Raw genomic sequence first — 15,010 nt, 5'->3', positions numbered from 1 at the left:
CAGAAGGCTGCTCCTGACCGACGGTTGTCCGTGTATATGCCATTGTCCATCGAGATGGCGCAGCACCTTGGAGTTCGGTTCAGTCCGATTGAAGAAGATCGCGTGAGACATTCGTCCTGCCAATCGACGCATTGATCATCGACTGAACAATGTGTGATGGCGTTTTGCGCGAGAACAAGGCGGCCGCGGTTCAGGCGTCGTAGTTTGGATTGATCCCGAGTGCCACGCCCGGACCTGCGCTATACTGGTTGCGAGGTCGCGCACGGCCGGGCCGTTTTCCTGTTCACTCGAGCCCAGCAGCATGGGGCAGATATGCGCACCATCACTTTCCTCTGCCCGATCACACGAGTTATGGTTCAGCACCGGCTAATTGACGACGATGCGGCCGAACACCAGTTTCAAGGCGTGTTTTGCCCCGCCTGTTCCCAGCTGCACTTCGTAGATCGCAAGACCGGAAAGCTGCTAGGCGGGAAGACGAATGACGGCGCGTCCTCACAGAGCGGCTGAAGTACCCGCCGCCGAAAACTAATCCGGTGGCGAACGCGAGCATTTGGCTTCCGAGTTCCATCAGTCTTGAGGTGCAATAGTCAGTATCAGGAGAGTTCAACGGCAGGCTTTTTGCATAGAGCCACCACGTGATCAGCCTGCTCGGCACATTTCGTTTCCTAAATGCGTTGAAAGAACACTGGACCTTAGGCCCGCAATTTTGCACTACGAGAAAATCCGCCGGATGCCCGTGGCGGCAAGTCTCTACAGTGACATTGGGTGACCGCGGCCTGCTACCGTGTGAAGTCGGTGCGCCGGCGTAGGCTGCGGCGGCGGACGTACCGGCGGCACCACAAACACCGAGCGAAGCGAAGCAATCCAAAAGTCTTTCCGCGGTAATAGTCCGGATTGCTTCGTCGTTTCGCTCCTCGCAACGATGAAGAGGAGAGAGGGGGAGCACTAGCAATGATCGACCACATCTCCGTCGGCGTCAGCGATCTCAAACGCTCTGCAAGATTTTACGACGCCACGCTCGCTGCCCGCGGGCTCCCGCGCCTGGTCACACGGCAGCGCACAATTGGCTTCCGCAAGGCCTATCCGGAGTTCTGGATCAATCTGCGCGAGGCGATGCCGTACGTAGCACCGGAGAGCGGCGTGCATATCTGCCTGCGGCCGAAGATTACGGCCGAGGTCGACGCGTTTCATGCCGCAGCCCTTGCGACCCGCGGCGCATCCGACGGCGCGCCGGGCATGCGCCCGCACGACCGCGTGCGTTACTACACAGCCTTCGCCTTCGATCCCGATGGCAACAGGATCGAAACGGCGACGTTTCCGGCTGAAAAATCTTAGAGCTTCCGCACGATGTCCGGCTCGAGCTGCTTTTCCGCCTCGGCGATCTGGGCCGCCGCCGATTTCAGCTTCGGCAGGATGTCCTCGACGCGATCGGCCTTGAGGATATCGACGGAAAAGCCGGTGCGGATGAACTCGATCTGGCGCATGTGCGACAGCAGCAAGAACAGCGGCTCCCAGAAATTGGCGATATTGGCGAGGAGCACCGGCTTGGCGTGACGGCCGAGCTGCTTCCAGGTCAGTTGCTCGACCAGCTCCTCCAGCGTGCCGACGCCGCCCGGCAGTGCCACGAAGGCGTCGGAGCGCTCGAACATCAACCGCTTGCGCTCGTGCATGTCGGGCGTGACGATCATTTCCTGCACGCGGGTCAGCGCATTCTCGCGCTTCCGCAGGAATTCGGGAATGATGCCGGTTACCATGCCGCCGTGATCCAGCACGGAGATGGCGACCGAGCCCATCAGGCCAAGCGAACCGCCGCCATAGACCAGGCGGATGTTGTTCTCGGCGAGCGTCTTGCCGAATGCCTTGGCGCCTTCGATGAAGTGGGAATTGGTCCCGGGACCGGAGCCGCAATAGACACAGACGGTTTTGATCGTGCTCATTGGTACCATGATGCTTTGCAGCGAAGTCTTTCGCTAGTCCAAGGTGTTGCGTTGAATGACGGGAGCCAGTTAGCATCTGAACAGGCAAGCTTTGGGTTGACGACTCCTGATCGCAAACGGCGCTCTTCGGCAACGCGACCGCACGAGCAAATGTGTTGCACCTTCGTCCGGGGCAACGGATCTCCTGGCCAGATTGCAGACCTGAATTCTTTGACGTGTCGCTTCATTGCAGTTTCGATTGACGGTCGCAGGTGTCGGCCAGGGAGACAAGCTTGTGTCGTGCACCGATCGGTCCATCTTCAGCCGATCAGAGGTGTTGGCCACCATTGATCGGCACTTCGACGCCGGTGATATAACTGGCGTCATCCGAGCACAGGAAGAAGATGACCTTAGCGACCTCTTCAGGGGTCCCCACCCGGCGCAGCGGAATGTTCGGTACGACCCGTGCTTCCGTATCCGGTGACAAAATATCCGTCTTGATCTCGCCCGGGGCGATTGCATTCACACGAATTCCATGCGGCGCGTAGTCGTGAGCCATCTCGCGCGTGAGACACGCAAGAGCGGCTTTCGAAGTCGCGTAGGCACTGCCGGCGAAGGGGTGCACCCGCGAGCCTGCAATTGAGGTCACGTTGACGATCGATCCAGACGCGGCTTTCAATTCGCCAAAGAGCCCCTGCGCAAGCAGAATTGGAGCCACCAAATTGAGATGGAATACGTCCATCCAGGTCTCGATCGATGTCGCCAACGATGTTAGTCGTGCGCCGCTCGTCGTCTTCGGTGACATCGCTGCGTTGTTGACCAAGGCGTGCAACGGCGCGCCCGCGAGGCGCTCTTTAACCTCGGTGATAGCGCGCGGCAGCAACCGATGCTCGCTGAGGTCGAGCTGGACATGATTGTCGGATGCGGCCTCCCAAGGACATCGCCGGGCATCGATCGGTTGCCGCGCGCAGGAGATGATCCGCCAGCCTGCTTCCGAAAACAGCTTTCCGGTGGCGTAACCTATCCCACGCGATGCTCCGGTCAGCAGCAGCGTCTTTCGGTCTCTCCGCCGGCCGCGTGCCTTGTCCGATTTGAATGAACTGCCCTCGTTGTCAACCGACATTCGTCTGGCGACCGCATCCTTGTTCGGCAGATCGGCCCTCAAACACGCCTCCTATCAGGTTACGCTCAACCTTCTTGGTGCAGGATTTGGGCCATCTCTACCGACAGTGTGATTCACGCGTGTTGCGAAGCCAGGCCCCGTGGTTTACGACCTGCTTGGCGAGTTCCAGACATCAAGTCCGTTGGCTTTCCGACAGCGGCAACGCGAGGACCGCGGCAAATGACCTTCACTCTTTTCGCGCACAGCTGCGCAAAACCTCGTTCAGTAGATCTGGGCTGAACGCGCGAGTGAAGGTCCTGCCGATGTTGAATGCCGCCGCACGCGGCTCGTCCCGATCCTCGCGGAGCTATTAGCAACAGGAGGGATGGCAGCCATCCGGCTATCCAATAGTGCCTGCCAATTCAAGACGCCCGCTCGCTGGCAACCCCAGCGGTTCATACCGCTGCTCTTGCCCCAATCCACCAAGGGGCATTCGAACGCGGGCGCCGAGGAATAGAAGGCCATCCTCAGGCGTCAACAGCCTCAAAGTACCTGGCGTAAGGTCCCTCTTTGAATTGGCGACGCAACTCATCAAAATCCTCTACGGTTTGGTCGAGCGGCCGCACTTCCTGGCGCTGAAGTTTGACGCGACCGGAAACATTCCGCATACGAACCCCGAGGAATTCCCAAACCAACTCCAAGCACAGGTGCGGCTCGCGAAGAAGCGTCTCATACTCCAGCTCGAGGATTTTGGTCGACGCGAAGGACTGCCTGATCCTATCGTGGAACTCAGCGGTGGTCTTGAAGTAGGTTTCGCAGGTGCTGACGCTTAGGCTGACGAGTGGCGGTTGCGAGTCGTCGCTATCAGAGCTGTATTTCAGCCATTCACCGGTTTGCCTCGCCTGCACGAGTGAGCGGAGCGATTCCAGCGGATTTCTACGACACACGATGACCTTAAGGCGCGGCCAACCGGCCAGCTCAGCCATCATCCCCGGACGGTCATGAAACTGCGGTTCGTTGATCTTGCAGCCAACATGAGTCACGTCGATTTTGTCGCTCGGCGTTGGATAGCGCAAGTAGGCGCACTCCAGAAGCTCACGATCGCTACGTAGGAGCCGCGCCTTGTCGGGCCAATTTGGATCATACTCATTGAGCAATTCCCCGTTGCTCACCACGTTCGGATGTTCATTGAGCAATTCTTCCAGATAGTGGGTGCCGCTTCTCGGCATCGCGAGGATGACGAATGGCTCAGGCGATCGTTCCGATTTCAACATTGTGACAGCTCCTGATTGACTCGATCGAGACAGTTGGGCCCCTAACCAATGAGGCTAGATCAGCCCGCACGTGATACTATCGTTCCACAAGGCGGGATATATCGGTGAGATACGAGCATTCTTGCCGCTGGCTTCCACACCCGCAAATTTCCGCAGAACTGATTCACACTATGTGGGGCATGGTTTGTTCAACGCATCAGCCGGCGGCGAAGCAGCAAAGCCGATACGACGAACGCGACCACAGTGTATATGCAAAGTACGCCCACATGCAGACCGACGCTGCTGGCGTCCCGGTCCAGCATTGCCGGCCGAATGAGGTCAATCGAATGTGCTAAGGGCAACGCCTCTGCTACGCGCTGCAGCGCGATGGGCAGTTGAGCAACGGGAAAGATCGCGCCGCACAAGTACATCATGGGTGTGAGAAAGAGGGTCTGATAGAACACGAAGTAGTCGTAACTGGGCGCGAGCGCTATCACAACCATGGCGAGGCCGGCGAAGGCAACACCAGTGAGCGCGATAGCTGGCAGCGCATAAGGGATGGACGGCCACGCCGCATAGCCCAGCGCGGCGGCTACAATCGTAATTCCCGTTCCTGCCAGAACAGCCTTTGTCGCTGCCCACGCCAATTCACCGAGAACGACGTCGCCAAGCGTGAGTTCCGTGCAAAGGATGGCGTCCCAGGTGCGCTGGGCGTTCATCCGAGCGAAGGCCCCATAGACGGTTTCAAAGGTCGCCGAAATCATCGCGCTTGTCGCGACCATCCCAGCCGCCAGAAAGGCGACGTATGAAATGCCATCGACTTGGCCGATCATCAGTCCCAGGCCGAAGCCGAGACCGAACAAGGCGCTCATGGGCTCAGCGAGGTTTCCCAGAAGCGATGCCAGCGCCGCTTTGCGCCAAGCCATATAATTCCGGCGCCATACGGCGCTCCAGTTCCACGCATTGGCGGGCAGAGCCGCCGCATACTGCTCCCACATCATTCAGTCCCTCATCTCCCGACCGGTCAACCGTAAGAAGACGTCCTCGAGGTTCGGTGGCCGCTGAAGCAGACGAAGACCGGTCCGCCCACGCAGCCGCGCGAGCACCTGCTCTGGATTTGGCGCATAGCAAAAGAGCGTCTCGCCGCTGATTTCGGTGCGTTGAGCGAGCGGCTTGATGAGGCCGCAGAGCTCGTTCGGATCGCCACCGTAGACCTCAATGACTGGGCAACCGATCTGTTCGTCGATCAATGTGTGTGGCGGCCCTTCGGCGATCTTGCGTCCTGCCTCGAGGACGCATAGGCGATCGCACAATCGCTCCGCCTCCTCCATGAAGTGCGTCGTCAGAAGAATCGTCTTGCCGCGCGACAGCAGCGCGCGCAGCCGCTCCCAAATCAAATGCCGCGCATGCGGATCGAGCCCGGTGGTCGGCTCATCCAAGATAAGGATCTCCGGATCGTTGATGAGCGCCCGCGCCAGCGTCAGACGCCGCTTCATGCCACCGGACAGTTCGGTCACCCGCGCGTCTGCCTTGCTCTCAAGGCGGGCGAACTCGAGAAGGGACGGAGTGATCTTCTCGACATCCTTTGCTGTCATCCCGAAATAGCGCCCGAACACCAGCAGGTTTTCGCGTACGGTGAACTCGAGATCAAGATTGTCAGCTTGCGGAACGACGCCGATGCGCTTGCGCGCCAATCGAGCGCGTGCCGGCACTTTCTCGCCGAGCACGGTTATCTTGCCAGCCTCGGGCGTGGACATCCCGAGAATCAAACGCGCAATCGTGCTCTTGCCCGCGCCGTTCGGTCCCAACAGGCCGAAGCACTCTCCCGATGCCACCGTGAACGACAGCTGGTCGACGACCACCTTCTCGCCATAGGACTTTTTCACGGCCGTGAAATCGATAGCCACGTTCGATACGCGCCCGGACCCCCTGTCAGCCGGCGTGACCGGCGCCGGCTCCATCGCGATTGTTTGCCTTGAGATTGGCGCTGCTTCGACGCCGCCAAGCATTTTTTCTATTCCTTCTGCTACAATTTGTCGGCCGGACCAGCTCGCTGATCTCGCCTTCAACAACCGCAATGCGATCCGTCTGCGATACGGCAACTCTGACATAGTCATTTGTCAGCCTCCGAAGCGGGTTGCTTATGCAGACGGCCTCCGAAAGCTGGCGATCAAGCAATCTTCGTTATCCGACTCACCTTGGCAGTGGACACGCTCGATCTCGACCAACGCTTCATTCAACATGGCGATGACCGTCTCTGCACCGGCCACGTGTCCCCAGCGTCGGCAGATGTGGTCGCGCGCCGATCCGAACACCACAAGCCCGCCTGGCGCGAGCATTCCGACCAAGTTGTCGACCGCCGTGCGCATCTCCAGCGTGTCGCTGAGGTAATAGAGGACTTCTGCTACAACAATAAGGTCGAACCGCTCTGGTGGTGAAAAGTGTTGGAGGTCAGCGACTTTCCAGCCGATGTGTGACCATCTCTCCGTCCGGCAACGTGCGCGGCTAATGGCCTGCGGCACGACGTCGACGACCGTGAGCCGTTTGCAGTGAGGCGCGAGCATCTCGGTGAATGCGCCCGCAGCGCACCCGACCTCCAACGCGCTTGTGATGCTTTGGCGGGAGAGCGACATCCGAAGCATTTGCGTGTATCGCTCCCGCTCGAACGGATTCGCGTCCAGACGCCACGGATCATCGGCGACCAGTTCTCGCTCTAGCAACTGATAGTTCTTGTCTAGGCTCACGAGCTTCTCACCTCTTTGACGCGCACAATTACGCGTCGCCTTCAGGCCTGTCAGGTACCGTCAACGTCAAACGCATGTGCACGTGTAGCCGTTTCGCCCATCGACGGTGCAATACCCGAATGGCCTGTGGCATCTAACCTGGCGCTCTGCCTCGGCGTGCTGGCCTGACCTTCACCTGAATCTGGCATATTGGCGGACTTGCGCGACAACCAGTCACTGTTGCTCAACGTGCACAACGCATATACCTTCACAGGAAGTAACAGGAACATGCTGATCGGTTTGTGTAGAGCGAAAGCGAGAAAGCGAAGCTGTCGGGCACGAAATGCCGCCAAGCTGCAGCGAACCATGGTCATTGACGCGATGATCAGTGCCGTCGGCCACGGCAACTCGCTCGTCAGTGCGATTTGCGCAAGCGCGGTCAGTATTGAAACGCCGAGCAGAAGCGGAAGGAGGTTCTGCCCGACAATGTCCAGCGTGATGTAGAAGTCGAGGCGTGGCAGCAGGGGTAGCGCAAGCGCCGTATCCCGGAAGGTACTCCGTGCCCACCGCAATTGTTGACGCAGATATGGCACCAGCCTATCCGGAACGACGGTTGCTGCGATCGCATCAGGAACGTACTCAGTTCGAAATCCGGCCGCGAGCATCAGGATCGTGAGATGGCGATCCTCGCCAAAGTCGCTTGGCTTTCCTCGAAAATACTGCGTCTCGTACTCGTGGAGGACCAAATCGAGCGCCGATCGGCGATACATGGCGCACGGGCCACAGCAACATAAGACGGCTCCGAAGCGAGCTTCCGCCAAACGCTCTTCATTACAGGCTAGCCAGTACTCCATATCTATCAGCCTGGTCAGCCACGTGCCGCTTCGATTGCTGGCTGTGAGCTGCCCCATAACAGCGCCAACCGCTGGATTTTGCATCTTCCGTACAAGCTTGGTCACCACGTCGACGGCGATTGTCGAATCTGAATCGACGTTGAGAACCAAATCGCCGGACGAGCGGCGCAGCGCTGCAATTTGCGCCTTGCGCTTGCCAACATTCTTTCCCAGCCACATAAAGTTGAACCGCGGATCATCTGTGTAGGCGTCCTGTACAGGGCACAGGTACCTACGATTTTCCGAGCCGTCATCTACCACGTACACCCGCACTTGCCCTTCGTAGTCTTGGCTTGCGATCGACTCCAGGCACGCCGACAGCGTGCGCGGGTCCTCGTTGAAGCAGGGCACGATCACATCGACGCTCGGCAGCGGACCAGTCTCGGAAGCGTCGTCAGTCGGGGACGGGATCTGTGTTCGGAGCGCGTTGAGCGTCTGCATGCTCCTGTAGATGGCGGACAGCAGGGCATAGGACGACACAGCGACAACGCTTGTTGTGGCAAGCAGATTCATGGGGGCGGCTCTTTTTTAATGAGATTGAGGAAGTGAGCAGATGGCGAATCCTTGCTCGCCCAATGCCGGAATAAGCCGGGAAAGCGCCTCGAGGGTCTGATCGCGACCGCAATCGATGGCTTGTTGGCGCTCGACGGGAGGACATCCGTCGTGCAAGAGCACAACAGCACCGGGCCGGACCGACGCCAGCACTGCGTCAACAATCGCCGGAACCCCGGGACGAGACCAGTCTCTCGGGTCTACTGACCAGTGCAAGGGAACCAGTCCGGCTTTGGTTGACATCGCGAATACCTGGTCAGTCCAGATGCCATACGGCGCACGTATGTGCCGCAGTGACGCCTCGGGACAAACCGTCCTGATGACGTCGCTCGCCGACTGAATCTCATGTTGCACCTCAGCTGGTTCGCATCGGGAGAGATCGGGATGTGTCATCGTGTGGTTTCCGACTTCATGCCCTTCTGCGATTATTCGTTGGATCAGTTTCGGGTGAGCTGCCGCGCACGTCCCGATGACGAAGAAAGTCGCCGGAGCCTCGTGCTCGGCAAGAACATCAAGGATAGACGCCGTCCAACGTGGATCCGGACCGTCGTCAAAGGTCAGGTAAACGTTACGATCTCCGGTGGCGCTAACGTGCTCGCTTCGCGCTTCCGACAAGCGGCCGGGGCAGGTCACAGCTCTGGCCCATTCCGATCGATCATGGTCCCGACCGGCCATTCGCTTATCGGACGTCCTATTGGGAAGACCAGAACCACCAAGTCGTCGTCGGTACGGGTCGGCGGCAAGTCGAGATGAATATCCGGCCGCGTTGAACGCACGCTCACTCCCGGCAAAACCGTCGCGAGACCCTGACGGCCGACCAGCTTGGTCACATGCTTCTGTAACGCCTGCCGTACTGCACCAAAGCCAAACGGGACCGCGAGCTGCTGCAGCACCGGATACATCACCCGCATTGAGTGCGTGATCCCCAGCCCCTCCAGATCCGGACGAACACCGTACAATCCTAGCTCAGCCACGAGCAGGTCGACGTCCCCGACTTTGATGAAGCGGCGCAGTGCGCCGATATGAGCTGCGATGCCGTGCGCATCGTAGCCGATGACACGAATCTCGGGCCTCGCGCCGGCCCAGCTTCGTCCGCCTTCGAACGGCTTTGCATTGAATTCACCGGTAGGCCCGTACGTCTTACGAAAGAACTCGGACAGTTCGATGTGTTCAGCAAGTTGCAACTCGTTTTCCCAGCACACCCTCCACCGGACTTTGGAGTGCGTGGAGAACACTCCTGTATCGTTGGATATGGCAATGTTCATGGTGGCCCCCGTTGCGACGTTCGAGATCTGATCTGGTACTTTGTGCACGCGCGTCACTCATTCTCGCCGGCGCATTCATGCGCCAACGGGACACCTCGGCGCGCGTTGGCCAGTGCCCACCGGTCGGAGGAGCCGCGTTCACGATGCAGATGACATTGAGGCGCGGCGCCATTCGCATGAGATCGGGCGGATATTTCAGCCGCGCTTTGGGCAGATCGCCTTCGAGCCGCGATCCATTTGGACGCGCCGCCAGCGTGCTTGACATCCGTACGCGGATGGAGGAACGGCGGGGTCGCGTTCGAGATGAGCCGCGGTGGATACTTAGAGGATGCTAGATGATCCCTCTCGGGGCTGGTCCAACGATTAATAATCATTGTGGTACGCCTCACTCCGATCCGACATTTTTGGTATCTCGCACTGCATCAAATTGGTAAAATCGATTGTTTCTATGGTAGACATCCACGGGCTGGATACTTCCCACCATGCGTTTCAAAGGGCTTGATCTGAACCTTCTCGTCGCGCTCGACGCTCTGATGACGGAGCGCAATCTCACGGCGGCAGCGCGCAGAATCAACTTGAGCCAGCCGGCCATGAGCGCGGCGGTTGGCCGGTTGCGTTCCTACTTTCGCGACGATCTATTCGCGATGAGAGGCCGAGAACTCGTCCCGACACCACGCGCCGAAGGACTCGCCGGCCCAATTCGCGAAGCCCTGCTGCACATCCAGCTGTCGATTATTTCGCGGGATGCGTTTAATCCAGCTCTATCGGACCGCAGGTTCAGGATCGGCGTTTCTGACTTCGTCATGGTCGTGTTTTTTCAGGCCATCGTGGAGAGAGTCGCACGGGAGGCACCTGGCGTTGCGTTCGACTTTCTGCCCCTCGCCGACGACCCCGATGAGCTTCTCCAGCGCGGTGAGATTGACTTCCTTGTCTTGCCGGAAATGTACATGTCGCGCTCCCATCCAAGAGCGACGCTGTTCGAGGAAAAACTCGTATGCGTGGGGTGCCGGAGCAACAAGCAGCTCTCACGCAAGCTGACGTTCGAGAAATACATGTCGATGGGACACGTAGCGGCTAAATTCGGGCGTACCCGAAGGCCTTCGATCGAGGAATGGTTCTTGATTGAGCACGGTCTCAAGCGACGCATCGAGGTTGTCGTGCAGAGCTTCAGCATGATTCCACCCATGCTCCTGGGCACTGCTCGTATAGGCACGATGCCCTCGTTGCTGGCCAGGCATTACGGAAAGACGACGCCCCTGCGGATCGTCGATCTTCCGCTGCCAATTCCGTCTTTCACAGAGGCCGTTCAATGGCCGGCCCTTCACAATACCGATCCGGCGAGCATCTGGATGCGGACAATATTGTTGGAGCAGGCTTCGCGCATGTCTTCGGCGCGCGCGACTGCAGCAACTCGAAAGGCCTTGGTAGAGCATTCGCCTTCCAAGTGAATGGAACACTATTGCAAAGTTCACATGTGAACTGAAAGCGACCTGCTAGTGAACGGCGGCAGAAGGAGCCAAACGTTCTCTTGTTGCATCTTCGCGTTCAACTGTTTCGCCCCGCCATCCGAGCCGGCGCATGACGCCGAGCCGAGAGCGAAGGGCTGCGCAGACGCAACACACTCGGGCTGCTGATGGCGCCAAGGTGTGTTGCGTCAACATCACCCAGTCGCCGCGACAATTTGACGACGCCCCACTTTGGTGATAGCCGCGCAGTCCCGTCGTTCTCATCGACATGCAATGTGTCGGTTGTGATCGTCGCTAGGAATGGAGCCAACATGTCATTGGTCTCTGACAGTGCAGATTGATGTCGATCAACGACGAAATTGCGAATCAGTTGGTGCGACTGGCGATGCGCAATTTGCGGCCGATTCACATGTTGAACACGCCAACGGCTGTACGGACGTTCAAGTTGATCTCGTTCCAGATCATGCGAAAACCGCCTCGCGCCTGCGCCAGCCGGTGCCCCCCCCCTGAACTCACCACCGCGCAGATATCAGCCGGTCATCCGGCTCCGGTATCCGCATGGGCACGGGAATGATAGTTCGAAAGTCCTTGGCCCCTCGCGCAAAAGAGCGCCTGCTCTCCCTCAATGACAGGCCGCAAACCTCCCGCTCTCATCGGTCGTTCTCGCTTGCCATCACCGCGCACCGCCGGCCCCTCGCGGTGATCGTTCAGGCGCCGCGATGCGCTGACCCGAACAGTTCGCCGTCAGTTTCGCGCACCAGTCAGCTGGGGATTCCGCAGAGCATTCGATTGTTCAGATTCGTCCGGCATCGGCTGCCTGGATTTCAGGCAAGGCAAGTCCGTCGCTGTTGCACAACCGCGTCACTTGAGTGCGTATCGCGCCTTCCTCGCTGAACGGCGCCGCTCTGTCGTCTTTTCGCCCAACGGCGCAGTCAAGCGCTTCGGCCAGCTAACGATCACAAACAGGGAGCCGAACATTGCTGCAGTATAGTGGTGTCTACGATCCGGAAGATCTCACGGTCCTCGGCGCGATCTTTGATAAAGCCATCGCGTCATTGCCGGCATCTATGCGAACGCCTGAAAACCGGATCACAATCGCCAAACTTGTTTTGGAGCGTACAGCAGCAAGCCAATCCGGCTTGGCGTCCCTTATGCTCTTGCTCGACGCCCTTCCATCTGCCCACTCGGTTGAGCGGCGATCGGAGCAGAGCCAGCCTGCTTGCGCCAGAATGGACGACTGCCCAACCAGCTAATTCAAGTAGCTTGATTCTCACGTGACGTCAGGTTGTAGGCTTGCCAATTGAACATCATGATCAAAGCTACACCACGAAGGCGTCGCTGGCGCATTGGAGAACTTGCGGAGGCTACCGGGGTAACGGTACGCACGCTGCATCACTACGAGCACACGGGTCTGCTCAGCGCGTCCGAACGCACGGACGGCGGTCATCGAATGTACGAACGCGAAAGCATTCAACGAGTGTCGCAAATTCGCGCGCTGCGCGAGCTCGGCTTTTCGCTGAATGATATTCGCACGGCAATGGGAGGCAAGACGTCACTTACTGACCTCCTGCGCAAGCATTTGGAGCAAATTGAACTTCAGGTCACGCGCACGACCCAGTTGCGGGATCGTTTGCGTAACATGACGACGGACTCTGACACGCAAGTCAGCATGCATGAGCTGCCTGCTGCTCTGAATGCAGCTTCGCGCGCTGAAGCGCGCCCCCAGACTGCGCGATGCACGTGCGCGCTCGGCGTTGATCGAGAAGAGCGCTGGCGAAAGATCCGGGATGAGTTGCGCGATTGTGTCGATCGTGGCGAGCACCCTTGCGGTGAGCGGGCCGCTGCCGTGGCGCTGAAGGCGCGCGCGCTCATCACAGAAATTGCGGGGACCGACCCGGCGGCCTCAACCATGCTGAAAGTTCTTGCGCGACTGAGCACGCCCCGCAACCTGGCCGGCTGGAACCATAGCTTGATGCAGTACCTTGATCTCGCAATGGCCGCATTGCAGGACAGGCACTAACGCAGCCGCCGATTCAGATGCATGCTTCATTTGAATGATTAGCGGCCGCAGGTCGCGACTGCTGCGTTTCCGGCTCGGCCTATTCCTTCCGTGCCTCCCCATCAACCTGGTTGCTGTCGCTCCTTCCACGAGAACCACTCACGACCTCGAGAGATTCCTATCTCGAACAGGCTTGAATCGGACGTAACGTCAGATTGTAAGACTGAATCGGGCTGACGCCGGCTTAACGCGCGGAACGCTCTCACGGGCGATGGTTGCCCTCGCCCCGTACGCCTGGATTTCCAAGCAGCTGCGCGTTATCGGCGTTCGACAAGCAATGAAGGATCGTTATGGCCTACCGGAGTCCGATCAGCGCGAATTCGTTTGCGCCGACCGCGAGTGTGGCTCGAGCCAGCTTTCCTCTGACCCTGCCCGAGTGCCTGCCGGAAGAAAGGATCTCTGGGGCATCCTTCGCCCATGTTTCGCTCACCACTGCACGCGCGCGAGCGCCGGACGGAGAACGGCTCACAGCAAGGGGTGCCGATCCCACGGCTGTCATTGCGGGACGCCTCAGCAAAAATAAATCCAGACAACACCTGACGCAAACTCAAGCCCGCATGGGGAGCTCTTAATGTCAATCCATGGCGCCATTTCTCTCGCAGCTATTTCACTCCTTGCTTTGATGTCCGCTGCATCTGCGGCCGACATCAATATTGCTGTGGCAGGACCGATGACTGGAAGCAATGCTGCGCTTGGAGCGCAGATGCGGGACGGTGCTGCTGCCGCCGTCGATGATTTGAATGCGTCAGGCCTCCTTCCAGGAACGAAGGTCGTGTTGAGTGTCGCCGACGACGCGTGCGATCCCAAGCAGGCGGTCGTAGTCGCCAGTCGGCTTGCATCAGATCAGGTCAAGTTGGTCGTTGGCCACTTTTGTTCTTCCTCGTCGATACCGGCTTCCAACGTTTACGACGAGGCGCAACTTATTCAGATATCGCCGGGATCCACCAATCCCGCGCTCACAGAGCGTGGCATCAAATCCGTGTTTCGCATCTGTGGGCGCGACGACCAGCAGGGTGTCGTGGCGGCCGAATATATCCGACGGCATTTCCCCAACACCAAGACTGCCGTCCTTGACGACAGGAGCACCGCTGGCAAAGGCATCGCCGATGTCGTAGCGGCTCATCTTCGGGAGGTTGGGATATCGGATGTGAAGCGACAAAGTTACGTGGCCGGGGAGAAGGATTACATGGCCCTGGTTTCGAGGATGAAAGCGGACGGAATCAAACTTGCTTACATCGGCGGCTACTACAATGAGATCGGGCTGATCGTGCGTCAGGCCTCAGAAGCAGGTGCAGGTATGACCGTGATGGCCAATGATCCTCTGATGACCCACGATTTTTCGATGATCGCGGGCAAAGCCGGAAACGGAACACTGTTCACCTTTATGCCGGATCCCACCAAGAATGCTGAGGCGGCGAGCGTCGTGGCACGTCTCAAGGCCTCCAACCGGTCTTCGGAAGGTTATTCGCTTTACGCCTATTCGGCTGTGCAGGCATGGGCGAAGGCCGCAAAGCGCGCCGGCACTTTTGAGTCATCGAAAGTGGCAGCTGCGCTTCGTTCGCAGCCAATTGACACGGTGATCGGTGCCGTCCGGTTCGACGCCAAGGGCGACAATTCGGCTCCCGGCTTCATTGTCTACCGTTGGCAAGACAACATCGTCGAACAGGCCGAGTGAATTGATCGCGACTCATCACGGCTCGATGGGTCCGTTCAGCCGCTCGATACCGTGATGCACATGTCAAGGGGACGAGCGCACGCTCGTGACTTTCGTACCCCGTAAC

At 58.9% G+C, this 15,010-nt stretch carries 13 protein-coding genes; 4 read left to right on the top strand and 9 right to left on the bottom strand.

The annotated features are described in order from the left end of the window. The first annotated feature begins 951 nt into the window (after positions 1-951). Positions 952-1,335: a VOC family protein gene (locus tag A3M7_RS0113460; RefSeq protein ID WP_027544422.1), complete on the top strand. Its 384-nt coding sequence runs from the start codon at positions 952-954 to the stop codon at positions 1,333-1,335. On the opposite strand, the gene A3M7_RS0113455 is transcribed toward A3M7_RS0113460, so the two are convergent. The 9 genes from A3M7_RS0113455 to A3M7_RS0113420 all read right to left on the bottom strand — a co-directional run bounded on the left by A3M7_RS0113455 (position 1,332) and on the right by A3M7_RS0113420 (position 9,704). Beyond that, positions 1,332-1,937 (bottom strand): TIGR00730 family Rossman fold protein, encoded by a 606-nt coding sequence (locus A3M7_RS0113455; RefSeq protein WP_027544421.1) that lies wholly within the window; start codon positions 1,935-1,937, stop codon positions 1,332-1,334. The two genes, A3M7_RS0113460 and A3M7_RS0113455, sit on opposite strands and share 4 nt — an antisense overlap. 307 nt (positions 1,938-2,244) lie before the next feature. Beyond that, positions 2,245-3,039, bottom strand: coding sequence for an SDR family NAD(P)-dependent oxidoreductase (locus A3M7_RS0113450; protein ID WP_084302125.1), 795 nt, complete (start codon positions 3,037-3,039; stop codon positions 2,245-2,247). Positions 3,040-3,545: 506 nt separating this feature from the next. Beyond that, positions 3,546-4,292 (bottom strand): sulfotransferase, encoded by a 747-nt coding sequence (locus tag A3M7_RS0113445; RefSeq protein WP_027544419.1) that lies wholly within the window; start codon positions 4,290-4,292, stop codon positions 3,546-3,548. 188 nt (positions 4,293-4,480) lie between these two features. Beyond that, positions 4,481-5,269, bottom strand: a complete 789-nt coding sequence (locus A3M7_RS0113440) for an ABC transporter permease (protein ID WP_027544418.1) — start codon at positions 5,267-5,269, stop codon at positions 4,481-4,483. A 3-nt stretch (positions 5,270-5,272) separates the two neighbouring features. Beyond that, positions 5,273-6,280 carry a nodulation factor ABC transporter ATP-binding protein NodI gene (gene nodI / locus A3M7_RS0113435; protein WP_198033739.1) on the bottom strand — a complete coding sequence of 336 codons (1,008 nt, stop codon included), beginning with the start codon at positions 6,278-6,280 and terminating at the stop codon, positions 5,273-5,275. Between the two features lie 132 nt (positions 6,281-6,412). After that, complete coding sequence (nodS, locus tag A3M7_RS0113430) at positions 6,413-7,015, bottom strand: nodulation methyltransferase NodS (protein WP_027544416.1); 603 nt, start codon at positions 7,013-7,015, stop codon at positions 6,413-6,415. Positions 7,016-7,065: 50 nt separating this feature from the next. Then, positions 7,066-8,400, bottom strand: a complete 1,335-nt coding sequence (gene nodC, locus A3M7_RS0113425; protein ID WP_027544415.1) for a chitooligosaccharide synthase NodC — start codon at positions 8,398-8,400, stop codon at positions 7,066-7,068. A gap of 15 nt (positions 8,401-8,415) precedes the next feature. Then, positions 8,416-9,114, bottom strand: a complete 699-nt coding sequence (nodB, locus tag A3M7_RS46465; protein WP_084302124.1) for a chitooligosaccharide deacetylase NodB — start codon at positions 9,112-9,114, stop codon at positions 8,416-8,418. After that, entirely contained in the window at positions 9,069-9,704 is a 636-nt protein-coding gene (locus A3M7_RS0113420) for a NodA family N-acyltransferase (RefSeq protein WP_049823391.1), read from the bottom strand. Before A3M7_RS0113420 ends, nodB begins: the two co-directional genes overlap by 46 nt. Before the next feature lie 482 nt (positions 9,705-10,186). Here A3M7_RS0113420 and A3M7_RS0113415 point away from each other — a divergent pair, with 482 nt between their 5' ends. From A3M7_RS0113415 to A3M7_RS0113405, 3 genes are all read left to right on the top strand, one after another. Beyond that, complete coding sequence (locus tag A3M7_RS0113415; protein ID WP_027544413.1) at positions 10,187-11,152, top strand: LysR family transcriptional regulator; 966 nt, start codon at positions 10,187-10,189, stop codon at positions 11,150-11,152. Positions 11,153-12,479: 1,327 nt separating this feature from the next. Next, positions 12,480-13,190 carry a MerR family transcriptional regulator gene (locus tag A3M7_RS0113410; RefSeq protein WP_027544412.1) on the top strand — a complete coding sequence of 237 codons (711 nt, stop codon included), beginning with the start codon at positions 12,480-12,482 and terminating at the stop codon, positions 13,188-13,190. Between the two features lie 610 nt (positions 13,191-13,800). Beyond that, complete coding sequence (locus A3M7_RS0113405; RefSeq protein ID WP_027544411.1) at positions 13,801-14,904, top strand: branched-chain amino acid ABC transporter substrate-binding protein; 1,104 nt, start codon at positions 13,801-13,803, stop codon at positions 14,902-14,904. The last annotated feature ends 106 nt before the right edge of the window (positions 14,905-15,010 follow it).

It is taken from the genome of Bradyrhizobium sp. WSM2254, from assembly GCF_000472645.1.
GTDB classification, from domain to species: Bacteria; Pseudomonadota; Alphaproteobacteria; order Rhizobiales; family Xanthobacteraceae; genus Bradyrhizobium; species Bradyrhizobium niftali.
The sequence above is the reverse complement of the archived record's forward strand: the minus strand, read 5'-3'. Positions and strand labels throughout refer to the sequence as shown.

Excerpts from the sequence above, each read along its gene's own strand:
- A3M7_RS0113420 (WP_049823391.1), bottom strand. The coding sequence starts at position 9,704 with ATGAACATTGCCATATCCAACGATACAGGAGTGTTCTCCACGCACTCC.
- A3M7_RS0113455 (WP_027544421.1), bottom strand. The coding sequence starts at position 1,937 with ATGAGCACGATCAAAACCGTCTGTGTCTATTGCGGCTCCGGTCCCGGG.
- A3M7_RS0113450 (WP_084302125.1), bottom strand. The coding sequence starts at position 3,039 with ATGTCGGTTGACAACGAGGGCAGTTCATTCAAATCGGACAAGGCACGC.
- A3M7_RS0113445 (WP_027544419.1), bottom strand. The coding sequence starts at position 4,292 with ATGTTGAAATCGGAACGATCGCCTGAGCCATTCGTCATCCTCGCGATG.
- A3M7_RS0113405 (WP_027544411.1), top strand. The coding sequence starts at position 13,801 with ATGTCAATCCATGGCGCCATTTCTCTCGCAGCTATTTCACTCCTTGCT.
- A3M7_RS0113415 (WP_027544413.1), top strand. The coding sequence starts at position 10,187 with ATGCGTTTCAAAGGGCTTGATCTGAACCTTCTCGTCGCGCTCGACGCT.
- nodC (WP_027544415.1), bottom strand. The coding sequence starts at position 8,400 with ATGAATCTGCTTGCCACAACAAGCGTTGTCGCTGTGTCGTCCTATGCC.
- nodB (WP_084302124.1), bottom strand. The coding sequence starts at position 9,114 with ATGGCCGGTCGGGACCATGATCGATCGGAATGGGCCAGAGCTGTGACC.
- A3M7_RS0113440 (WP_027544418.1), bottom strand. The coding sequence starts at position 5,269 with ATGTGGGAGCAGTATGCGGCGGCTCTGCCCGCCAATGCGTGGAACTGG.
- A3M7_RS0113410 (WP_027544412.1), top strand. The coding sequence starts at position 12,480 with ATGATCAAAGCTACACCACGAAGGCGTCGCTGGCGCATTGGAGAACTT.
- A3M7_RS0113460 (WP_027544422.1), top strand. The coding sequence starts at position 952 with ATGATCGACCACATCTCCGTCGGCGTCAGCGATCTCAAACGCTCTGCA.
- nodI (WP_198033739.1), bottom strand. The coding sequence starts at position 6,280 with ATGCTTGGCGGCGTCGAAGCAGCGCCAATCTCAAGGCAAACAATCGCG.